At 67.5% G+C, this 20,965-nt stretch carries 16 protein-coding genes; 5 read left to right on the top strand and 11 right to left on the bottom strand.

Going from position 1 to position 20,965, the window contains the following annotated elements:
- Positions 1 to 11 precede the first annotated feature (11 nt).
- Together DDV73_RS27470 and DDV73_RS27465 are read left to right on the top strand one after the other, a co-directional pair.
- A complete protein-coding gene (locus DDV73_RS27470; protein WP_109510459.1) occupies positions 12 to 281 on the top strand; it encodes a helix-turn-helix domain-containing protein in 270 nt (89 codons plus the stop codon).
- Positions 281 to 1,564 carry a type II toxin-antitoxin system HipA family toxin gene (locus DDV73_RS27465; protein ID WP_109510458.1) on the top strand — a complete coding sequence of 428 codons (1,284 nt, stop codon included), beginning with the start codon at positions 281 to 283 and terminating at the stop codon, positions 1,562 to 1,564. The genes DDV73_RS27470 and DDV73_RS27465 overlap by 1 nt, the downstream gene beginning before the upstream one ends.
- A 78-nt stretch (positions 1,565 to 1,642) precedes the next feature.
- Here DDV73_RS27465 and DDV73_RS27460 read toward each other — a convergent pair whose 3' ends face one another.
- From DDV73_RS27460 to DDV73_RS27440, 5 genes are all read right to left on the bottom strand, one after another.
- Positions 1,643 to 2,791 (bottom strand): Wadjet anti-phage system protein JetD domain-containing protein, encoded by a 1,149-nt coding sequence (locus DDV73_RS27460; protein ID WP_109510457.1) that lies wholly within the window; start codon positions 2,789 to 2,791, stop codon positions 1,643 to 1,645.
- Entirely contained in the window at positions 2,788 to 6,186 is a 3,399-nt protein-coding gene (locus DDV73_RS27455) for an ATP-binding protein (protein WP_109510456.1), read from the bottom strand. The genes DDV73_RS27460 and DDV73_RS27455 overlap by 4 nt, the downstream gene beginning before the upstream one ends.
- On the bottom strand, positions 6,179 to 6,757 hold the full coding sequence (locus DDV73_RS27450) for a DUF4194 domain-containing protein (RefSeq protein WP_109510455.1): 579 nt from the start codon (positions 6,755 to 6,757) through the stop codon (positions 6,179 to 6,181). The genes DDV73_RS27455 and DDV73_RS27450 overlap by 8 nt, the downstream gene beginning before the upstream one ends.
- Complete coding sequence (locus DDV73_RS27445) at positions 6,754 to 8,196, bottom strand: DUF3375 domain-containing protein (RefSeq protein WP_109510454.1); 1,443 nt, start codon at positions 8,194 to 8,196, stop codon at positions 6,754 to 6,756. Before DDV73_RS27445 ends, DDV73_RS27450 begins: the two co-directional genes overlap by 4 nt.
- Positions 8,197 to 8,284: 88 nt before the next feature.
- Positions 8,285 to 9,316 (bottom strand): hypothetical protein, encoded by a 1,032-nt coding sequence (locus DDV73_RS27440; protein ID WP_109510453.1) that lies wholly within the window; start codon positions 9,314 to 9,316, stop codon positions 8,285 to 8,287.
- A gap of 83 nt (positions 9,317 to 9,399) precedes the next feature.
- Here DDV73_RS27440 and DDV73_RS27435 point away from each other — a divergent pair, with 83 nt between their 5' ends.
- Positions 9,400 to 9,915, top strand: a complete 516-nt coding sequence (locus DDV73_RS27435; protein ID WP_109510452.1) for a DUF6398 domain-containing protein — start codon at positions 9,400 to 9,402, stop codon at positions 9,913 to 9,915.
- The gene (locus DDV73_RS27430) at positions 9,902 to 10,258 is read left to right on the top strand and encodes a hypothetical protein (protein WP_154402930.1); all 357 of its coding nucleotides are present in this window, start codon (positions 9,902 to 9,904) and stop codon (positions 10,256 to 10,258) included. Before DDV73_RS27435 ends, DDV73_RS27430 begins: the two co-directional genes overlap by 14 nt.
- 8 nt (positions 10,259 to 10,266) lie before the next feature.
- On the opposite strand, the gene DDV73_RS27425 is transcribed toward DDV73_RS27430, so the two are convergent.
- On the bottom strand, positions 10,267 to 10,809 hold the full coding sequence (locus tag DDV73_RS27425; RefSeq protein ID WP_109510450.1) for a GNAT family N-acetyltransferase: 543 nt from the start codon (positions 10,807 to 10,809) through the stop codon (positions 10,267 to 10,269).
- A gap of 200 nt (positions 10,810 to 11,009) precedes the next feature.
- Complete coding sequence (locus DDV73_RS27420) at positions 11,010 to 12,860, bottom strand: sialidase family protein (protein WP_109510449.1); 1,851 nt, start codon at positions 12,858 to 12,860, stop codon at positions 11,010 to 11,012.
- A 323-nt stretch (positions 12,861 to 13,183) separates the two neighbouring features.
- Between DDV73_RS27420 and DDV73_RS27415 the strand changes: the two genes are divergently transcribed.
- Complete coding sequence (locus tag DDV73_RS27415; RefSeq protein ID WP_161962550.1) at positions 13,184 to 13,519, top strand: DUF4145 domain-containing protein; 336 nt, start codon at positions 13,184 to 13,186, stop codon at positions 13,517 to 13,519.
- Positions 13,520 to 13,705: 186 nt separating this feature from the next.
- Here the strand turns inward: DDV73_RS27415 and argS are convergent, their stop codons facing one another.
- Genes argS through DDV73_RS27395 form a run of 4 tightly spaced genes read right to left on the bottom strand, consistent with a single transcriptional unit; the run spans position 13,706 to position 20,928 of the window.
- Entirely contained in the window at positions 13,706 to 15,463 is a 1,758-nt protein-coding gene (gene argS / locus DDV73_RS27410; RefSeq protein WP_109510447.1) for an arginine--tRNA ligase, read from the bottom strand.
- Complete coding sequence (gene fxlM, locus DDV73_RS27405) at positions 15,460 to 16,671, bottom strand: methyltransferase, FxLD system (protein ID WP_109510446.1); 1,212 nt, start codon at positions 16,669 to 16,671, stop codon at positions 15,460 to 15,462. Before fxlM ends, argS begins: the two co-directional genes overlap by 4 nt.
- 34 nt (positions 16,672 to 16,705) lie before the next feature.
- Positions 16,706 to 17,869 carry a lanthionine synthetase C family protein gene (locus tag DDV73_RS27400; RefSeq protein ID WP_109510515.1) on the bottom strand — a complete coding sequence of 388 codons (1,164 nt, stop codon included), beginning with the start codon at positions 17,867 to 17,869 and terminating at the stop codon, positions 16,706 to 16,708.
- Positions 17,869 to 20,928 (bottom strand): lantibiotic dehydratase, encoded by a 3,060-nt coding sequence (locus DDV73_RS27395; RefSeq protein ID WP_109510445.1) that lies wholly within the window; start codon positions 20,926 to 20,928, stop codon positions 17,869 to 17,871. The genes DDV73_RS27400 and DDV73_RS27395 overlap by 1 nt, the downstream gene beginning before the upstream one ends.
- Positions 20,929 to 20,965 lie beyond the last annotated feature (37 nt).

The raw sequence follows: 20,965 nt of genomic DNA, 5'->3' as shown, positions 1-20,965 counted from the left end.
AAGGACGCCCGATGGCCAGCATCGCCAACGCGCGACAGCTCGGCGCCGCTGTGCGTGCGGGGCGCAAGCGGCGCGGCCTGTCCCAGGCGAAGCTCGCAGAGCAGGCCGGGGTCTCCCGCGCCTGGCTGGCTCGGTTCGAGAATGGCCACCCGGCAGCGAGCATTGAGCAGATCTTCCGCGTCCTGCGCTCCCTCGATCTCACGATCTCCATCGGCGAGCGCACCCACACGTCCGCAGAGGCTGCGGTCCTTGCCGCTCTGGCCGCTCGAGAGAAGCGCTGATGGCTGCCCGCAGGCTGCTTGTGGTCATGTACGACGCCGTGGTCGGCTGGGTCGACCAACGATCGCCGGCCGCCGACCCGGCGTTCACCTACAGCACCGAGTACGCCGACGCCGGGTCCACTCCCCTCGGCGTACGCCTGCCTGTCGCCGACACCACCTATCGCGGCCGGTACGTCCGGGCCTTCCTCGAGGGTGTGCTGCCCGAGGAGCCCAGGACTCGACAGCGATGGGGAAGCCAGCTCGGTGTCGACCCGGACGACACGGTCGCGATCCTCGCCCGAATGGGATGGGACTGCCCGGGGGCCGTGCAGTTCTGCCTGCCCGAGGCGCTGGACGAGATGCGATCCCGCAGCGGCGCCCTGCAACGGGTCAGCGATCACGATCTCGCCGAGAGGCTGAGAACCCTGCGCACCAGCAGGACCTCGTCCTGGACGCTGCCCGAGGAGCACTGGTCACTGCCGGGCCAGCAGTCGAAGCTCGCCCTCGCTCGGCTAGCCGGCGGCTGGTACGAGTCCCACGGCTCGGCCGCCACCACCCACATCCTCAAGCCCGGCATCGACAGCCTGCACCATCAGGCGCTCGTCGAACACGCGACCATGGCTGCCGGCCGCGAGCTGGGGCTCGAGGTCGCCAGCACTGAGTTCACCTACTTCAGCGATGAGCCCGCCATCGTCATCGAGCGCTATGACCGGATCATCCTCGACGACGGCACCGTGCTGCGCCTGCACCAGGAAGACTTCTGCTCGGCAAGCGGGCGACTCCCTTCGAAGAAGTACGAGGCGCACGGCGGCCCGGGGCTCGCCGACATGGCCCGAATCGTCGACCAGAACGTCGAGGACAGACCAACCGGCCTCCGCAGGCTCGGTGACTTCGCAGCGTACAACTACATCAGCGGCGCACCTGACGGCCACGCCAAGAACGTCTCGCTGATGCTGCTCCCCGACCAAACGCAGGTCGCGCCGCTGTACGACCTGGCCACCAGCCTCCCCTACGACGGCAACGCAGCCCTGCGCGAAGTCGCTGTCAGCATCGGCGGCCGGCGGAAGTTCGGCCAAGTCCTGGGCAAACACTGGGACCGCGCCGCTGCCACCCTGGGCATACCAGCCGAGGAGTACCGCGCCCGCGTCCGCCACCTCGCAGAGGGCTTCCCCGACGCCTTCGCCACCGCACTTCGGCGCGTCGGCACACCAGGAGCAGATCGAGTCCGCAGCCGCGCGGTCAACGCGATCGCGACCCATGTCAAGCACCTCGCCGAACGTCTCGACGACCCTACTGAGCCGTGACCGCCTGCCCTTCGTTACGCATGACTGAGAGACATCTCCCGGTTATCGGAAGGGTCGAGGCTTGCCCAACCATTCGCATCAGGCCTTGGGGAGCTTGTCCTGCACCCAACGCCAATCGATCCGCTCCTGCTCCAGCCGCACTCGCTCACCGAGAGCATCGCCGACCAGGTCGACATAGAGGTCATGCTCGTCAGGGGTGAGTCGGGTGAGCGACGACTTCGCCGGGCGGTCCTCACGCACCCAGCGGTCGCGGTGCACAAGCAGGGTGTCTCGATCCATGAGGACCGATCGTGTTTGCGGGAGCCAGGCCCGCAAGCGGTCGAGGATCGCGAATCCGTGAGTGTCGACGTCTCCCCAGTAGATGAGGTCGGCGTCGCTCAGCCAAGGGAGCCGGCCGACCTTGTCCACCTCGAACCCCTTGCCCCAGATGACGGCACCTTCGGTGGGGACGTCGACGCTCAGGTAGGTGATCTCGTTCTCGATGACGACTGCGGCACGCGGTTCGATCGCGAGGTCAGCGAGCTCGGTTGCCCGCACTGCCAGCTCCGTGAGTGGTGCCGGCAGGCCAAGAGACGAGGAGGGCCGGATGCGGACGAGCTCGGGCTTGGATCTGAGGCCGAGCGCCGAGAGGAAGCCGGAGGCCGTCGACGGTACGCCGAGCGTGGCGGCCAGGACGGCGCGATGTCTCTCCGCGAACTTCGTGTCGACTCCGGGCGCGCTGATCTCGCGCAGGTAGCGGCTCGAGTGACGGTGGCTGTCGAGCCAGACGTGGGCGGCGACCAGCTCGGGCATAGCGTCATGGAGCTCGAGGGCGCGATGGGGATGGTCGACCACCCAGGACCGCACAGCGGGATGGCCCTCCACCACGGCAAGGATCTCGTCGTACCGCTGCACCGGGACGCGCACGCCCAGCAGTGCCCAGGCCTGCGCCCGCGAGGACACCACCGCGCGAGCCGGTAGCTCGTTGCGACCGATGTGTCGCCCGCCGACGGCCTGCCACTGGAGCGAGTACCGGCGGTCCTCGCGGCGGCCGGCGTCGAGATTCGCGATCCAGTCGCGGACTGCACCGAGATCCTCGCCGATCTCCGACGCCTTCGGTCCGCGCAGCGGGACCTCGATGGCCTCGAACGACCCGCCGGTCGCATGGCTTCGCAGCAACGATCCGTCGTCCCACCTGCGCCGGGCCTTCGCAGCAATGTCGGCAGGCGTCGTCCAGCCCCTGCTCATTTCGACCTGCCGTCCCGGCGAGACTGGTACTCCTCGATCGTCATCGTCTGCAGCCGCGAGTACGTCGTCGTCGGGTTGTCGACGAAACCGATCGCCTTGACGTAGGGCTCGATCACGTGGACCTTCTGCAGCGGCGTCACGATGAGCAGCTGCAGGCCGAGCTTGGCGAAGAGTTCCAAGGCGTACCGGGTGGAGGCGTCCGAACCTCTGCCGAAAGCCTCATCGATCACGGCGAACCGGAAGTCCTTGGACTTGACTGCGCCCCATTCGAGCCCGAACTGGTAGGCGAGTGACGCAGCCAGGATCGTGTAGGCGAGCTTCTCCTTCTGACCGCCCGACTTGCCGTCGGAGTCGCTGTAGTGCTCCCACTCGTCGTGCGTCTCGACGTCTCGCTCGGATGCGGAGAACACGAACCAGTTGCGCACGTCGGTGACCCGTCGGGTCCACGCCTTGTCGGAGTCCGCATAGCCATCGCGCCCGCGGAACCGCTCGATGATCCGTTTCACGTCGAGGAACCGCTGCTCGGAGTACTGGTCACCGTCGACGGCCAGGCTGTCGTTGGTCAGGTTGCGCAGGTCCGCGCGAAACTGAGAAACCTCCTGGTTGGTCGTGGGCTCCTTCTCCAAGCGGATGTACCGGCCAGGGTTGTAGGGGACGGCTCCGAGGGCTTCGTTGATCCGCTCGACACGCTCGTCGATGGCCGAGGCCTGACGGTTGAGCCAGTTGTTGAAGCCGGCGAGCTCCTGGATGGCGTTCTTGTTGAGCTGCTCCTTGAACTCGGCCTCGAAGCGCGGCAGGTCGTCGTCGGCGACCCGGGCCCGGAAGGCCAGGAAGTCGGCTCGTGACTCGACGCTGACATCCATGTCGGCCCGCAGCTCTGGCCAGCGGCGCAACACCTCGCCCATGTACTGTCCGAGGCTCTGGCCGTAACCGCCCAGCTCCCTGTTGAGCCGTTCGATGCGCCGGTACAGCTCATCCGAGAGTGCTGACTCCGCGGCTGCGCACTCGTCCGCCGACGTCGGGGGCGACGGGTCGAGACGCGAGGTCAGCGCGGCGTACGACGCTCGTGCGGCCGTGAGCTCCTCGGCCGGCTGGGCTGCGATGAGGCCGTCGTCGCGCGACTTGCTCTGCGTTGCCTGCTCGGCGGATCTTGCCGTGGTGGCGAGCTCTCCGGTCAGCGATTCGATGCGCGCGACGACTGTGGCCGCCAGCTCGGCATTGCGCGTGAGCGCGTTCGTGATCTCGGCGATCCGGGACGAGCCGCTCTCGAGCCGCGAGCGCTCTGCATCGTGATCGGCCGTGCGAGCCTCGGCCTCGGCGAAGTCCAGCTGCTCCCACGATCGGTAGCCGTCCAGGCGAGCGAGGGCCTCCGCTCGGCCTTGAATCGCGTCTCGTTTCTCGGTGATCTTGGCGACCTCGGCGGCAGCGCGAGCGCGGTCGGTCTCGAGTCCGTCGGATTCGTCGCGGAGGGCGGCGATCTTGCGCAGGTTCGCCCAGCCGAGGACCCAGCGGCGGGGGTCATCGACCTGGTGCCGGTCGTCCTTTTCGTGGCGCTCTCCCGAGCGGACCTGGCCCTCGCGAGTGACGGCCCTGCGCTCGCTGCGGAACTCCGCGACGCTCGCGGCGCACCGGTAGTCGGCACGCTTCGCGAGCTCGGCGGCGAGGTACTCCCGGAAGCGGCCCTCTTTGATCTCGATGCAGTCGGCGAGCAGGACCGCTCCGGCGGAGCCATGCTGAAGCGGAAGCTGTCGGTCGGGTACTCGCTCGTAGACAAGCCGGGCTCCCACCTCGCGGCCCCCACGTCCGCGGACCCTCAGCCGCCGGCCGTTGACCCAGCCGGAGACCGCGTCGTAGTGATGCTGAGGCACCAGGAGCGACAGGGCGTAGCCGCGAAGCACACGCTCGGCTGCGCCTCTCCAGTCGGCATGCTCCTCGTGCACGTCGAGGAGCTCGCCCGCGTAGGGCAGGTCCTCTGGCATCAGATCCAGGTCCTGGCACAGCTGGGCACGGACGTCGACCTGCTCGGCAGGCAGGTTGCTCGTGCGCTGCTCGAGGCTGGCCAGCTCTTCGGCAATGAGGTCGCGTCGGCGCTCGAAGTCCTTCTCCTGCGCGATGGCCTCGGCGCAGGCGGCGTCGAGTGCCCGCTTCTCGTCGGCAAGCCGAGGGCGTGCCTCGGTCACCACCGTGGCCAGGGCTGTGAAGCCCTCAGCTCCGGTGACCGGCTCCAGTCCGGCGTCTGCCACGGCTGCATCGAACAAGGTACGGGCCTCCCGGCGCGTCCCCGCTTGGGTGCGGGCTTCGCGGGCTAGCCGCTCCAGCTCACCGATACGGTCGCCGCCTGCCTTGGCCCTCTCCTCGATGAGCGAGTCTCGCTCGCCGGACAGCTTCTGCTGCTGCTCCTTGGCTGCATCCTGCTCGCGCCACAGGCGCTTGCCCTCAGCGTCCAGGCGACCGATCTCGTCTGCGAGAAGCGCGGAGCGAAGCTCGGCGATGAACACCCGGACCGCGGCACGCTCGCGCTCGGCGGTGTCACGCCCGGCGAGCGCGGCGTCGTACTTCTCGGCTGTTGCTGCCACTGGGTCGAGGGCCTCGAGCTGCTCCCTGGCGCGCTTCACGGCGTCGTGTGCCTTGGTGAGGTCCTCGAAGTGGCCGATGATCTCGCGGACTCTGCCCGTGGAGTCGCTGGGTTCGAGCATGTGGTCACGGACGAAGTCGTTGAGGTTGCCGACCGACTTCATCGACACCGTTTGGTGAAACAGCTCCATCGCCTGTTCGGAGCGGATGCCGAGAAGCCGCCTGAGGGACGTCGCGTACTTGGGGAACTCGTCGAAGATCTCCGCGCCGGCACCACGCAGCCGCTTGCGCAGGTCGCGCAGATCCGACCCGAAGTCCGCGAAGTCCGTAGCGACGGACAGCTCCTTCGTAGCCGTGACGAAGAACCGATACGGCTGCCCCGTGCTCTCCCGCTGCTGGAAGATCTGAGCGAGGGTGACTGTCTCGTCGTAACCCTCGTTGGCGAAGACCCCGAGGATGACCGAGTAGGTCCGTCCGTTGGTGCGCAGGCCGATGGCTCTCGACCGCCCGGACGACTCGACCCGCTCGGACTTGTAGTGCCCCTCGACGTAGGAGCGTAGGGTCCGCTCCTTGGCCTCGGCGCCGGCGGCCTTGTTGTAGGCGATCCGGTGCGCGGGCATCAGCAACGTCGTGAGGGCATCGACCAGGGTGGACTTACCCGAGCCGATATCGCCGGTCAGTAGGGCGGTCTCCGATCCCGGTGTGAGACGCCAGACCTGGCCGTCGAAGGTGCCCCAGTTGAACACCTCGAGGTGTCGTAGGCGGTAGCCGGCACCGCCTTCCGACGCGAGGTCGAGCCGTGAGAACAGTCCCTCACTCATCGGCGGTCACCGTGCCTGCATACTCGCGCAGCTTCGACGCGAAGCCCGACAAGGCCTCCGCGTCGACGTAGGCCTTCAGGATGCGGCGTACCTCCCAATGGTCGCTCTGGCCACGCAGCTGTCGGACGAAGCCGAGGTCGGCTGCCTTCTTGATCGTCGTCTCCGCGTTGTCGACGAGGCGCGCGTCGTTGGTGGACTCGGCCTGGAAGAGCCGCAGCATCTCCACGATCTGCTCGGTGGTGAGCACCAACCGGCCCTCCCCTCCGCCTGTCTCGAACTCGACCAGACGCTTGCGCAGGAGCACGAGCAGCAGGCTCACCGAGTAGGTCAGCGTGCGTCGCCGGACGAGACGTGGGAGTGCTTCCTCTCCCTCGACCTCTGGTCGCGATCGAAGGTAGGCGTAGCCCTCGTCGTCGTCGACGACGACTTCGACTCCGATCGTCGCGAAGTGGTCCCGGACGCCGGCTCCCGCCCGTTCGAGCGTCAGCCAGGTGTCCTCGTCGGACTCCTGGTAGACGACACCTCGCATCAGCCGGATGATGGCGCTGGCGATCGCGTGTTCGTCGCTCATCGGCGCCTCACCGTCACCTTCGGTAGCCGCGCCCGCTTGGTGGTCTCTGGGTCGGACGGGTCGTCGTACTCGAGGATGCTCTCGTCGGTGTCGTCCATCTCGACGACAACGTCACTGTCGTCGAGGGCGAGATAGCCGACGATCTCGGCGGCGCCCTGCTCGACGGGATACATGGCGACGATGTCGGAGAGCAGGGCAGCGGAATGCTCGGGCAGCACGGCACGGATGTTCCCGACCAGCCGGGTCTGGTCCACGAATGTCTGGGTGAACAGCACGTCAGAGTCGACCTCCTCGGTCGTCGGCGGGATCAGGCTCTCAACCTCCGCGGCTGCCGGCGGTTGGTACAGCGGGCGCTCGAACGGGAGGGTGATCGCCATCCCGGGCTCGTCGACCTCGAGCCCGAAGGAAGGCGGGTCCTCCCGCACCTCGAGCGCCGCGCTCTCGACGCGGCGTACCAGGTCCAAGACGCGGCGGTTCTCCAGCCACACCTGGTCGTCCAGGAATCGCCGTAACTGTTCGGAAATCTGTCGGACTGTGCGCTGGGCACGCTCAGCGGACTCGGACCAGTCGTGGTGGACGCCTCGCAGGCGTCGGTCGGCATCGATGGCGTCGAGCGCGGAGACCCGGTTCAACAGCTCGGTCAGCTCAACCTGTCGCGAGTCCGACAGGAGGAACTCGTAGAAGGCCAGGAAACTGTGGCCCTGATCGGAGTGGGTGATGTCCGACCGGCTCCCGACGAGCTCGGCGAGAAGCTCGCCCTTGGCGCCGTCCCACGTGGCGATCTTCTCGCGAGCCGCACGATCGAGCTGTCGGAAGTTCTCCTCGACCTCGCGGAAGTCGGACAGCAGCTCTCGGGCGGTGGTCGTGAACTGCTGGTACCGATCGCGCACGCCGGCCGGCTCGAGCAGCGAAAGCCTGCCGGCCTCGACGGAGGCGATCTCGGTGTCCAGCTCGTCACGACGGCGACGGAGCTCGGCGAGCCGCCGGTCGGGGTCGGTCTCGGTGCCGTGGACGATCTGGCGAAGCAGCTCGACCGCGGTGTGCAGCCGAGACTCCGTGGCCACGAATGGCCGAGCCTTGAGCGACTGCACCCAGCCGTATGCCTTCTCGAAGGGCGGCGTGACCTCGTAGTGGACTTCCCCGTCTCCCGGCGGGTAGAAGCGGCGAAGGTAGCCCGCTTCGGTGGCGGCCCAGTCCTCGAGGTAGTCGCGGGGAGACTTGGGGAACCGGGCGTCGCCACTCGCCGTGGAGATGGCTTCGTTGAGTGCATAGAGGTGGTCGTCGAGCGCGCCTGCCACCACGCTTGCCGAGGTGGCGCCTCGGTTGCCCTCGACGAAGAAGTCTCCCAGGAACGACAGGATCAGGGTGGCGTTGCCGGCGCGCAGCAGCCGCCAGGCAGCATGCCGCTCCCGCAGCGCATCGATCCCGTCGTACTCCACGGCGGCAAGCCTAGGGATGCCCACCGACAGAATCTGGCGCAGGTCTCGGCGAGCCTCCCGTCCGACTCGCGGAACCTGCCGACCGAGTTCACCGAGTCTCGCTCCCAGTCATCGTCGAGAAGCTCCGGGTCTCCTCAGCGAACAAGCGGTACTCCGGATGACCGGGCGCCGACGTCAGGCACCGCTGGACCAGGGTGCCCGCAGCCTCCAGGTCGCCGCGCGCGCGTGCGAGGCGGGCCTGAACGAAGGTGAGTTCTGGCCCAGCCAGTGCTGGATGCGCTACAAGACGATCGAGTAGCTGCTCGTGGTCCGACCCGGCGAGACGCTCCACCAGGAGGCCGTTCCACTCGCTCATCGCCTCGGTCCGAGGCTGTCGACCCGGACGCCCGCGCCGCTGACCACCACCGCCGCCTCCGGCGACCCGGTCCAGCGCATCCAGATAGTGCCCGGCAACATTGGTCCACAGGTCGGGCACCACCAGGAGTTCGGAGAGCACCGTCGCGAGAGAGGTCTCGCGTGCGCTCACCCAGCCGTCGCCCCTGCGAGTCCAGCCATAGCGAGACTCCCAGCTCAGCAGTTGCGCGGACGCAACCTCGGTCAAATGGACCGCGCCCCGCACCTCCCGCATGCGGGACCACAGCACCGCGACCGCATCCGAGACCACGAACCGGGCGGCCTCGAGCGGATCCTCGGAGCGAAAGTAGTCAAGCTCCCTTGTCTCACACGCCAGGTCGATCATCGCGGCCACGGCAGCAGCAGCTGTCTCGAAGTCGTCGCCGCGCAGTGCGTCCTGAGCGTCCCCGCTCAGTCGGCGAAACGTGTGTCGCCACCGTGACCGCTCCTTCGGCGACACGCGGCGATCACCGGCCAGGTAGGAGCCCGATCGCGCCAGTGTGGCGAACTGCCGGACCTCCCCCAAGACGACCTTCGGGTCAGGCGGCGCCTTCACTGCCCGAGCACGCACTTCGTTGCTCTGTGGGTCGATGATGGCCTCGACACGTTCTCGCAGAGGCGCCGCGCCCCGCCAATAGAGAGTCCACAGCGCCTTCTTCAGATCGGTCTCGTCCATCTCGCCCAGCTTGTCGAAGAACTGGTCGCGGTTCAGCCGCCCCTGTGCCATGAGACAGCACGCTACCCAGTCGCCCGTCGCGCGTGATGGACTAGCGAAGTCGATCGGCAGGTGCCGACGGGGAAGGGCCGAGAATGGACGACGTGAACGTGCCGCGCGCGGTGCGGCCGTACGCCGATCAGGTAGTGGCGGTGACCGACGCCGCGTGCCGGGAGCATTTGGACGTGGAGTACGCCGACCTGTGCCGCACATTGGTCGGCAGGCTCGGCCGGAAGCGACCCTCGCCGCTGACCCGCGGCGACCTGAGGATCTGGGCCGCGGGGGTCGTCTATGCCGTCGGGCAGGTCAACTTCCTGTTCGACCCTGCCCAGGTGCCGCACGCGACCACCGACCAGCTCAGCGAGTGGCTGGGCGTCAAGAAGACCACGATGGCCAACAAGGCCCGGTTGATCCGAGACACCGTCAACCTGAGCCAGTTCGACGCCGAGTTCATGCGCCGTGACCTTGCTGAGGCCAGCCCTTTGACCTGGCTGTTGGAGGTCGACGGGATGCTAGTCGACATGCGCCGAGCGCCCATCCACATTCAGGTACAGGCGTTCGAGTTCGGGCTGATCCCCTACGTCCCCGGGGCCGCCAATGACAGGCCATGAAGAAGTGGATCGTCTCGTCGCGGCTATTACCGAGGACTGCTACAACCTCGCCGAGCAGGTAACCGCTTTCTACGAGACGTTCTCCGAGGAGATCACGCTCCCCACCACCGCCAGCGTGGTCGGTACCACCGTTCAAGTTGTCGGGATCGACATCGCCGCGCATGGTGAGGAACTCATCGCACTCTGCCAGCGCGGGGACGTCGTGCAGGACCTGCGGCTTTCGGACCTGATATTTGCTCCCGATACCGCAGCCGGATGGATTCACGCTGCCTACCGCCGCTCCCTCGGCCTGACGCCGCACCCGGCTGCCATACCAGAAGGATGGAAGCCTTCCTGGTTGTGACCTGATCTTCAGCCCGTGATCTCTGGCGGCCGCAGGCGATACACCTGGAGCCGGAGGTCGTAGTACTTGTCGGTCTCTCCGACCCACTGAAAGCCCAGCCGGCGCGCGAGCTTCGCCGCGCGCTGATTGGCCGGGCGCATCACGGCGAACAGCTCGTGCGCTGAGGCCTCGAACGCCCAGGCGGCCACTGCTCGGGCGGCCTCCGTCGCGTAGCCGTTGCCCCAGTGACCAGGCGCGAACTGCCAAGCGAGCTCCAGATCCTCTTGGTACGGCGGCATCCGACGCAGCGTGATCGACCCCAGCAGTACGCCGTCCTCGCGGCGCCGTACTGCCCAATGACCGACGGGAGGATCAGTCTCTGCGTCCTCCTCGGCCCACCGGGCCAATGCCTCGCGCATCCCCGCCTCGTCGTCGACGGGCTCCATGGCCGGAGTCAGCCAGCGCGTGACCTCCTCGGTGCCATAGATCGTGAGGCCGGTCGTCGCGTCCTCCGCAACCCACGGTCCGATATCGAGCCGCTCGGTGCTGAGGATGACTTGCTGGGATGCCATCTGAGGCTCCTCATCAACTCGGATAGCTCTCATGAACCCACAACCACCGTGGTTCGACAATGCTTCCGGGCGTCCTGGCGCGCCGGGCTACGAGAAGCACATCCGGACCGCAGCGAGCTGCGACTGGCTCTGATCGCACCCGGGTGGTCAAGCAGCGAGGTACGAGCGTCGTCGAGACCACGACGCCACCCGAGCCGGGGTCAGGATTCGTCGCTGAACGAGCCCCCGTAAATGCTCGACCCGCCGAAGGCCGCCGGGCACTGGTTGTTCGGTCCGGGACGTAGCGCGGTGGAGTGTGTCGCCGGGAGCTCGCCCGCCGACGCGCGGTCCCGCGGCCGGTCGGCCACGATCGGCGCTGTGTCGCCGCTCACCACGTCGTCGACGAACGCCTGCCGGTACGCGTTGATCGCCGGGCAGACCGCGCCGTCGCGCATGTCGTTCCATACCGCCGTGGCTGCGTCGTTGGTGGCCACGACGTAGTTGTAGTCGCCGAGGAACTCCGAGGTCAGCCCGTTGGCGCTCGAGGCACGCCCGTCGCCGGTCGGGCCACGCAGCTCGGTAGTCCACGAGCCGATGACGCCACCGGAGATGTCGGCATGCCGCACCACGCCGAGAACCCGCCGCGGAGACGAGGTCTCGTTGCGCCACGGGTCCAGCCAGGCGTTGTAGACAAGCCAGGCGTCCGTGCCGTCCGGCGAGATCGCGATGGCGGGGAAGTTGGCACGGTCGGTGCCGTCGTTCGCGTCCATGACGCCGGAGAAGGATTCGCCGCCGTTGGTCGAGGAGATGACGTACGCGCGCTCGTTGTTCGTGCCGGCGCGATCGTCGGACCAGGTGACCAGGATCTGGTCGGTCGCGTCCTCCCCAGACGGAGCTCCGTTGGCGATGTCGATGCTCGGGAAGGTGTTGGTGCGCGCACCGGCGACGCCGTCGATCGTGAAGCGCCCCTGCGCCGGGTCGAACTGGCCGATGCCTTCGACCGTCACGATGGGCCGGGCCCGCTCGAAGCTGGCGCCGCCGTTGAAGGACCTGGCGAGGAAGAAGACGCCCTGCCTGGTCGGGATGGACGTGCCCTCCCAGATCACGTACACGACGCCCGCGCTGTCGGTGCGGATCGCGCAGCCCTGCCGTCCACCGGTCTGGTTGTTGTTCGTCGCCTCGCTCAGCTGCCGGACGGTCCAGGTGTCGCCGCCGTCGGTCGACCGGGAGAACAGCACCGGCTCGGAACCCGCCGAGCCGCGGAAGCCGACGTTGCAGACATAGGCGTTGCCGAAGTGCGGGCTGGTCTCGGCGTTGTCCGCCCACAGCTGCTCCTTGTCGCTGAACAGGGCTGTGTTCTGCCGGGTGACAACCACCGGGTCGGACCACCCCGCGTCGTTCCCCGAGATGGCGCCGACGAGGTCGGTCGTGTGCGACACCGCGATGGCGCCCGCGCCCTTGAAGCCCGGGTTGCCCGGGAACGGGGTGGCAATGTTCGCGTAGTACAGCCGCTGCCCGTTCGCCCAGGAGAAGTCGCCGTTCTCGTCCGGCTCCGGGCCGAAGACGAGCTCCGGGTCGCCGTTGGAGACCATGCCATTCTCGTCGTAGTGCGGCAGCGTGCCGATCGGCCCCGCCGGGTCAGGCACGCAGCCGGTGTCGCCGGCGGGCGGCTGACCGACCGCGAGGTCAGGCTGGCCGAGGCAGCTCGGCGTCACGCGTGCCGAGTAGCCGGTGTAGTTCGGCTGCGTCCACGACACGCCGCCGTTCGTCGAGAACTGGACACCCGACAGACCGACGCCCGGCGTGAAGGGACAGGTGCGGTCGTCGGCAGCGTTGCAGGCCTCCATGTCGATGTTGTCGTTGGCGCCGGCCGCGAGGATCAGGGGGTTGACCGGGTTGACCGCGACCCCCGGCTCGTTCTGCTTGTTCTGGGAGAACAGGTTGTCGTTGCTGCCCACGGTGACCTCCGCCGACCCGCCCGGCGTGATCGGCGCACCGACCGCCGGCACAGCCGCGAGTAGGCCGGCCGCGATGAGGGTGGCTCCCAGCAGAACTGCGGTTCGTGATGTCATGAGCTTTCCTCTCAGTGATGGGCCAGCTGACCAGCTGGAACGTCCCGAGAGTTAGCGATTGGGCGCCTCGGCTCTAGAGCCAATCTCTCAGTTTTCTCCCCAAGGCTGGATCGTGCAAGGCCCGCGACGTACGGTCACCGTCTGGTCCACCGTGACGGGAAACGCGAACAGGTTGCGTCCTTAACGCCGGTGCGCCGTGAGGCTCGTCGTGATTCGGTTGGACGTGCTACACCGTCACGCATTCGCACCCGCCCATGTTGGTTATGCCGATCCCAAATTCGGCTCCCGACGAGGTCCGAGAGGGCGTACTACGCGCATCTCGCGTGCTCTTCGCCGATCCCGGCCTAGCTGCAACCGCGCTTCGCGCCACCGTGGAGCGCTTCCTGACCTCGGAGAGCGTCTCGGCGACCAACTCAACCGGACGGTTCCGTAGCGCTCACGAACGCATCGAGGAGTGGCGAGACGCCGACCCTAACCGTCCGCCGGTTGCCGACCTGTTCTTCGCAGCCAAGTGGCTCGGCAACGCCGGCACGCACGAAGACTCAGACCTGTCCACCATCGAGGTGCTGGACGGCGCCAGAGTGCTTGACGAAGCGTTCCACCGTCTCTTCACGGGGCCGGATATCGACGCTCACGCGCAGACCATCAAACGTAGCTAGAGTGCCCTCTCGGCAGCCCTGAGGCGCCTTAGCTGACCGATGGTGAGGGCAGCCCGATCAGCTCCATGCCGCAGAAGGCATGCCCTGCGGCCATCCGTTCTGCCGCGATGGGTGCCTCACTCCGCCGCCTATGCTCGCGACCTCTGGGAAGGTCCCGCGTGCGAACTCGCACAGCCGTGCCTCCGGCTACATGCGCTCGGGTGCCGCGATCCCGAGGACGTCGAGTCCGTGGCTGAGGGTGTTGGCGGTCAGGCGGCAGAGGGCCAGCCGGTTGGATCGCGTGGGCTCCTCCGCTTGGATGACTGGGCAGGCCTCGTAGAAGCCGGTGAAGGCGCGTGCGAGGCCGAAGAGGTAGCCGCAGAGCTTGTGCGGCTCGAGAGTCACCCCAACATCCGTGAGCACTGCGCCGTAGGCGTCAAGTTCGAGGGCGAGGGTGCGCTCAGCGGGCTCCAGTGGGGGTGTCGGGTCGATCCGTGCGTCGGTGTCGCCGGCCTTGCGGAGGATTGACCGGATGCGGGCGTGGGCGTACTGGAGATAGACACCGGTATCGCCGACGAAGGCGACCATGCGGTCGACGTCGAAGGTGTAGTCCTTGACCCGCGAGTTGGAGAGGTCTGCGTACTTGACCGCTCCGATGCCGGCCTGCTCGGCGATCTGGTCAAGCAGGTCGGCGCTGAAGCCGGGGTTCTTCTCGGCGACGATGGCGCGGGCGCGAGCCACGGCGTCATCGAGGAGGTCCGTGAGGCGGACCGTTCCGCCGGCGCGGGTCTTGAAAGGCTTGCCGTCCGGTCCGAGAACGGTGCCGAAGGGGACATGGGTTGCCTCGACTTCGTCGGTCAACCAGCCGGCACGTCGGGCGGCTTCGAAGATGAGCCGGAAGTGCAGCGCCTGGCGCGAGTCGACCACGTAGAGCATGCGGTCCGCTTTGACGTCACGGATGCGGTAGCGGATCGTCGCCAAGTCGGTGGTGTCGTAGCCGAATCCTCCATCGCGCTTGCGGAGCATCAAGGGGACAGGCTGGTCGTCAGGGCCGGTGACCTCCTGTGAGTAGATCACCAGCGCGTCGTCGCTCTCGACGACGATCCCGGTGTCCTCGAGCTCGGCGATCGTGTCGGCCAGCATCGGGTTGTAGAAGGACTCCCCCACTGAGTCTTCGGCGGTGAGCTGGACACCCAGCCGGTCGTAGATCTCGCGGAAGGCGAACTCGGACTCGGCGACGATGTCCTTCCACTTGGCCAGTGTCTCCGGGTCGCCGCCTTGAAGGGCCACTACCCGTGCGCGGGCGCGGTCGGCGAAGCCAGTGTCGTTGTCGAACTTGGCGCGGGCTTCCCTGTAGAGCGTGTCCAAGGCCGAGACCGTTGAGGTGTCACCGGCGAGCTCATCGTGGTGCCAGGCAGTTTCGGGGTGCTCGTCGAGGTACTGGATGAGCATTCCGAACTGAGTTCCCCAGTCGCCCAAGTGGTTCTGGCGGATCACCTCGGCGCCGAGGAAGCCGAGCACTCGGACGAGGCTGTCGCCGATGATCGTGGTGCGCAGGTGCCCGACGTGCATCTCTTTGGCGATGTTCGGTGCGGAGTAGTCGACGACGGTACGACACCCCGATTGCGGTGACGCGACTCCCAGCCGCGAGTCCGCCAGGCGGGCTGCGACCTGACCCCACACGACGCGATCAGGCAGCTTGATGTTCAGAAACCCAGGACCGGACACCTCGACCGCCTCGAGGTAGTCACTGTCGAGGGCTGCGACCAGTTCGGCCGCGAGATCAGCGGGCTTAATGCTTGCCCGCTTGGCCAGCGCCAGCGCGGCGTTGGCCTGAAAGTCGGCATGTTCCGAGCGTCGTACGACGGGGTCTGCCTCGGCCAGCTCGGGTCGCGCACGGCGGATGGCGTCGGACACCGCAGCCGAGGTCTGGTCGAGCAGGGGCAGAACGTCGTGGTCGCTCATGTCGTCACCAGCAGGAGGCTCGTCTCGGCCTTGTCGATGACCGATCCAGCCGTCTGCTGGCGCTCTCCTGCAGCACGCAGGATGGCTGTGATCTTCGGCTGGGCGGCACGATCCTGGTTCCAGCGCCGAATCTCGGTGCAAAGAGTCTCTGCCAAGACATCGCCGCGTGGCCCGTGCCCGATAGCCCCCAGCTCGGGCCGGGACGCGCCGTCAGGCGCTCCGGGTCGGCGGAACGTGAAGTAGGCGAGGCTGTCGCCGTCGACGATTGCTGGGCTGCGCGATGCGATGGCGGGCAGGCAGAGGCCGGACTCAACCGCCGCAGGTTGCGCCGCGATACGGCAGGTCCGTGGCTCGGTAGCGGTCATCAGCAGCCAGAGCCCGTCGAACGGCTCCTCGGGATCAACGGTGACGCCAGACCAGGCCTCCAGCCTGGGCTGGTCGAGCACCCCGGCCAACGCTGCGGCTTGGATGGGCTGGTCGGCATCCCAGTGCAGCGAGACCAGTCCGTCGTTGTCGATGGTGCCGGTGAGCTCGCCTTCCTGACCGACCAGAGGGACAAACCCGCAGAGCTCGACGGACTCCGCTACAAGGCGTTCGCCGTCGCGGACCAACGCCAGACTGCGGGTCTGGCCGCGCCACCTCAGGGGAAGGACCAGTCGCCCGCCAGGTGTGAGCTGCTGCCACATGGCCGGCGGTATGTCCCAGGCGCCCACAGTGAAGATGATCCGGTCGTACGGCGCATTCTCCTCGGCGCCGAGCGCGCCGTCGCGAGTGATCACCTCGATATCGGGATTGCCGGTCGCGTCGAGCGCCGCACGCGCTCGTCTGGTGACCTCGGCGTCGATGTCGACCGTGGTGACGCTGCCGCCAGGTCCAGCAAGGACGCGGAGGAGCGCGGCGTTGTAACCGGTGCCGGCGCCGATCTCCAGGACCCGGTGACCCGGTTGTACGTCGAGCTGGTCGAGCATCATCGCCACGGTGGTGGGGACGGACGCACAGCTCAGGGCAGTGCCGTCGTCAGTCTGCTTGGTGATGACGGCGATGTCGGCGTAGGCGTCCTCGACGGTGGCGTCGGGAACGAATCGGTGCCGAGGAACGGTGCGCATCGCTCGCTCGACAGCCGGCGTGCGGGCATGCTCGGCGTTGAGGATCGTGTCGACCATGGTGTCCCGGAGCGCCTCAGGGTTGGCGCTGGCGATGCTGTTCACATGGGTCCTTCCGAATCGTCTGTCGGGTAGTTCATCAGAGTTGGGCGGTCAGCAGGAGGCAGGCGTCCCAGCGCGTCGTGTCCTCTGGGTCGCCGATTGTGTTCTCGGCAAGTCGGAGACCGGTCACACCCTCGAGAAGCCCGGCGTGGCTCGGCTGGACGCGCTGTCCCCGCAGGTTCCGGAGACGTGGAACCGCTTCGGCGAGTCGGAGGTCGGCGCCCACCTCGCGAGCGCAGCGCCAGGTGGTTAGCAGCAGGCCAGTCGATCCGTGACAGAGCGAAGCGTCCTCAAGAAGATCGAGCTGACGGTCGTCGCAGACGCAGTCAAGGAGCGCGAGCTCGGCGAGGCGCTGGCGACCGCAGTCGTCGAGTGCAACGCCGGCCAGTTGTTGGGCTCGGGCGATACCGGGTGTTCCGTAGCACCAAGAAGGCCGCTCGGGGTGCCGCGACTGGAGAAGTAGCGGCTCGCGGTGCTCGGCTCGCGACACGAGTCCGGGCCAACGCACGGACTCGGCGTCGCAGATCCGGTAGTCGTCGATCCAGGCGAGGATTCTGCGCATGGCCTCGGCCTGACCGTCGACGGTAACGCCGCGTCGCTGGCTGTGGGCGAGCAGACTGAGCGGCCCTGCGATTCCGTGTGCGATGCCGACGTTGCCGTGGCCGCCTATCCAATTGGGATCGGCTTGATCGCTAGGCCCGTGGGAAGTCCACCAGCCCGGGAGGAGGTCGTCCCCTGAAGTCAACGGATGGGTGAGCCGGACGAGATAGCGGAGGACATCACGCAGCAGTTCGCCGTCCTTGCTTCGGTTGAGTAGGTAGGCGCCGAGTCCGGTGAGGCCACTGATCAGGTCGAACTCGCGGAGCGCAGGCAGCGCGCCGCGGTTGATGCGAGCCCGTGCGACGGCGAGGCGCTGCTCGACGATCGTCGCGATGTGTTTGTCGAGGCGGCTGAGCGATGGTTCGTAGCCGGGATGTCTGGCTGTGTGAAGTGCAAAAGCGACGGCTGGCGCCCCTCGGAACAGTCCGCAGGATTCGGGGTCGGCCGCCACCGGATCGCGGGTGAGTGCGCGTACGGCGTCGTGCAGTTCATGCCAAGGGCGGAGCCCGAGGCGGACCTGCTGGGCCTTCACGAGCAACTCGCCTGCGGCACCGTCGCCAAGCGAGTCTAAGCGAACGCGTTGAGCGGATGTTGGCGGCATCATGGGTGTCCTCGATCCCGTCGCGCACCCATGGCCAGCGCTGCCCTTCTGGCCAACGCACGGCAGGTGGCTTCTCCGCGACGGTCGATGCCCAGAGCCCGGTTGTGGTGCATGTGCAGCAGCGCATCTAACACTCGGTCGACGTCCTCGTCGGAAAGGTGGTCGCGATAGGCGGCGAGGGTGCGGCTGCGGTTGTCCCAGGCACTGACCACTTGCCTCGGCCAGGCGCTGGTCGGTGACGCCGACGACTGCCTGAGCACTGCGTCGACGACCTGGTCAGCGAGGGCGCGCTCGACAGGAGCTGTCAGGGCGGGCGGAGGGCGGGCGATCAGCCAGTCGACTGCGTCTTGGGTGCTGCCGAGGAGACCGGTAACGGTCGCAACCGCGTTGAGCGCGGCCAGGACTTGCGGATCGATGAGCTGCCCAGACTGTTGTCCTAGCTGGGCTGCGACGACGCGAGAGTCTGCGGCGAATACGCCCTCGGCGGCGACCATGGCCGGGCCGTCGCCGTACCGACCGGTCTCGGGTTGGTAGGTGTCGATGACGAGCCGTCCCGCGAGACAGTGTTCACGTAGGTGCTGCACCCACTCACCCACCGCGGCAATGAGGAGGGGCCCCTGACCGTGAGCAGCACGGAGCCGAAGGCGGAGATGGTCAGCCTCATGAGCACTGCGATAGCGGGCGAACCAGAAATCGGGCTCATCTAGTCGGTCAAGCAATGTGGGGAGATGGTCGCCAAGGATCTCGTCCATCCGCTCTGGATGGGTGAATACCTTGGCGAACAGCCACCTGCTCTCCGGCGTACCCGGGATCTGGCCATGTCGTCTGTTGGTGATCAGTGGCTGGCGCCCGCTTAGTGGTGAGGCGACTGGTCGGCTCGTCGACGCCAGCGGCAGGACCAGGTCGTGCGCGTGCCCGTCGATCCAGCCGAGTCCATCGGGGGTGATCGTCTCGTGGAGTACGGCGTGCCCGTGCTGTGCCAGGTGGGCTTGGAGAATCGCCGCGTGGCTCTGTTGGCCGAGAGTCAGCGGCAGGGACCGGTCCTCGTCGACCAGTTCAACGCCCTCCGGGCAGCGCCATCGGGCGCGCCATCGCGCCAGGTGGACCTGCCATGCGGCGGCGTCCAGGTCTGGCGGGAGGTCTGAGGAAGTTAGGCGCCAGCGCGACGGAGCGAGGATCGAGCGGCGGTATCGCACGCGTGGTAGGTACGGCATGTCAGCTGCCTGTTGTCCCCAGTCGAATCGGTGCCAGCTGGCCCGATTGGCCTGCGTGATGTGGGCAAGGAATCGAGCGAGTGCTGGTGGCTGGCTCTCCAGCGCGAGGGCATGGAAGACCTCAGGTTCGATCACCTGCCGCCGCGAGATGCTCACCAAGTGAAGGTTGTCGTTGGTAGCCATGACCGCGAGGTCACCCGGGGCAACGGTGGTCTCGTCGTAATGCCTGTGCTCGCCGAGTGACAACACCTGAGGCAAGTAGGCAGGGACGCGGCATATGTTCTCTGACCGCGGGAAGTTGGGCGGAAAGGTCAACTGCACCCGCAACGCCCCTTCGGTCGCGGCCGGAAGTTGCCGGTATGCGCCTCTCCACCCCTCCCCTTCAAGCAGATGCTGATGGCGCGAGGTCAACGTCCCGGCCGCGCGGGCCGGTTGGACGAAGATGAGGTAGTCGCCGCGCTCAAGATCGTCGACGCTGGCCGCCTGGAGCCGGGCGGACATCTCCACGTGCGGCGGTGTAGTCGGATCGGTGTCAGGGTCGCCGACGGCGAGCGCGCGGATAGTGTCGTCGGTCAGCACCACCTCGTCGGTGCCATCCGCCAGCGCCTGCCAGGCCAGTGCCAACAGCTTCGCATCACGCTCGGAGGCAGGGACGGCCGGCGACCGAATGACACTGCCGGGGTAGGTAGCGGGCAGTCCGAGACCAGTCTCGGGGTGGACCACGCATGACAACGGCACTAAGGCGTTGATGCCGTACCGATCGCAGAAGGCCGTGAAGTACTCGCGCCAGACGGCCTCGCCGGTCGGCTGGCGGGTCAGTCTGGCCAAGGCCGTCGCAGCCAGTTCGACTTCCTCGGCCACGCTTGTCGGCAGGTGAACCTCGCAGTCCAGCCGCAGATCGAGCGCAAGCGGAGTCCGCCCGTCCTCGGACAGAGGCGCCATCCGGTCAGGAAGAACCTCACGGATACGTATTGCCTCGGTTGGCGCGGTCGCTGGGTTGTTGTGTCGCGCGACGTCGGCCGCGATCTGATCAAGTGTGCGGTAGGTCGACGCGACCGGCGCGACGGCCTCCGCATTGACGTCGCGCAGCCTGCTGAGGACGTGTCCGAGTTGATCGGTTTCCGTCATGGGTGCGCGGAGGTTGGTGATGAGGAAGCCCTGCGCGACCAGGATGGCCAACATCGCGCGAATCTCTTGCTCGTCAGCGCCGGGGAACAATGCGCCCAAGTGGTCGACCAGCTCGTCGAAGCGCACGGGCGATGCCGCCGCCTCCCCAACTGCCCGGACCGCCGGCGTGTACTGGATCGTCACCCGACCGGAGCCGCGCGGCCACTCCAGTCGGCCGCCCCGCCGTACCGCGAGGTCATTGAAGACCACCTCCAGCCGGTCCAAAAGCGCTGGGCAGCGCTCAAGGCGCTGGACGACCCCAAGCAGCCACTCAGCGTCGGGGGCGATCATGGCTTGATGACCGTCGCCCCAACGCACCTTCGCCGAGTCGGCGACTGCCGCCGCCGCGACACCAGCGAAGAGGCCGAACGGCGTGCAGCGACCGGTTGCGCGAAGGTGGTAGCGGACTAACGAGAGCGCGATCCGAAGCAGATTCTTCTCAGCAACCGGATTCCCACGACCGATCCGCTCGATCTGCCTCGCGAGGCTCGGGCTCGCGTGCTGTACCGCTCCGGCGATGTCGGCGGTGGCGCCGAACTCCGCCAGCCACCGTCGACACTCAAAGGGGTCGGTCAGGTCCGGCCACCAGCTCGGTCCAGCATCCTTAGACAACCGCGCGCCCCGTAGCAGCCCGACGCCGAGATGCCGGTACAACGGCTCTGGTCTCTGATCAGACATCGGCTTCCTCAATCGGTGGGTGGTAGCAGGGACTGGG

This window comes from Nocardioides speluncae (assembly GCF_003121585.1).
Classification (GTDB): Bacteria; Actinomycetota; Actinomycetes; order Propionibacteriales; family Nocardioidaceae; genus Nocardioides; species Nocardioides speluncae.
This window is presented reverse-complemented; position numbering and strand designations above follow the sequence as displayed.

Bases quoted from the DNA above. Each gene is read 5' to 3' on its own strand.
- DDV73_RS27430 (WP_154402930.1), top strand. From the start codon at position 9,902: ATGACAGGCCATGAAGAAGTGGATCGTCTCGTCGCGGCTATTACCGAG.
- DDV73_RS27425 (WP_109510450.1), bottom strand. From the start codon at position 10,809: ATGGCATCCCAGCAAGTCATCCTCAGCACCGAGCGGCTCGATATCGGA.
- DDV73_RS27470 (WP_109510459.1), top strand. From the start codon at position 12: ATGGCCAGCATCGCCAACGCGCGACAGCTCGGCGCCGCTGTGCGTGCG.
- DDV73_RS27395 (WP_109510445.1), bottom strand. From the start codon at position 20,928: ATGTCTGATCAGAGACCAGAGCCGTTGTACCGGCATCTCGGCGTCGGG.
- DDV73_RS27460 (WP_109510457.1), bottom strand. From the start codon at position 2,791: ATGAGCAGGGGCTGGACGACGCCTGCCGACATTGCTGCGAAGGCCCGG.
- DDV73_RS27400 (WP_109510515.1), bottom strand. From the start codon at position 17,869: ATGCCGCCAACATCCGCTCAACGCGTTCGCTTAGACTCGCTTGGCGAC.
- DDV73_RS27420 (WP_109510449.1), bottom strand. From the start codon at position 12,860: ATGACATCACGAACCGCAGTTCTGCTGGGAGCCACCCTCATCGCGGCC.
- DDV73_RS27440 (WP_109510453.1), bottom strand. From the start codon at position 9,316: ATGGCACAGGGGCGGCTGAACCGCGACCAGTTCTTCGACAAGCTGGGC.
- DDV73_RS27435 (WP_109510452.1), top strand. From the start codon at position 9,400: ATGGACGACGTGAACGTGCCGCGCGCGGTGCGGCCGTACGCCGATCAG.
- argS (WP_109510447.1), bottom strand. From the start codon at position 15,463: ATGAGCGACCACGACGTTCTGCCCCTGCTCGACCAGACCTCGGCTGCG.
- DDV73_RS27455 (WP_109510456.1), bottom strand. From the start codon at position 6,186: ATGAGTGAGGGACTGTTCTCACGGCTCGACCTCGCGTCGGAAGGCGGT.
- DDV73_RS27465 (WP_109510458.1), top strand. From the start codon at position 281: ATGGCTGCCCGCAGGCTGCTTGTGGTCATGTACGACGCCGTGGTCGGC.
- DDV73_RS27450 (WP_109510455.1), bottom strand. From the start codon at position 6,757: ATGAGCGACGAACACGCGATCGCCAGCGCCATCATCCGGCTGATGCGA.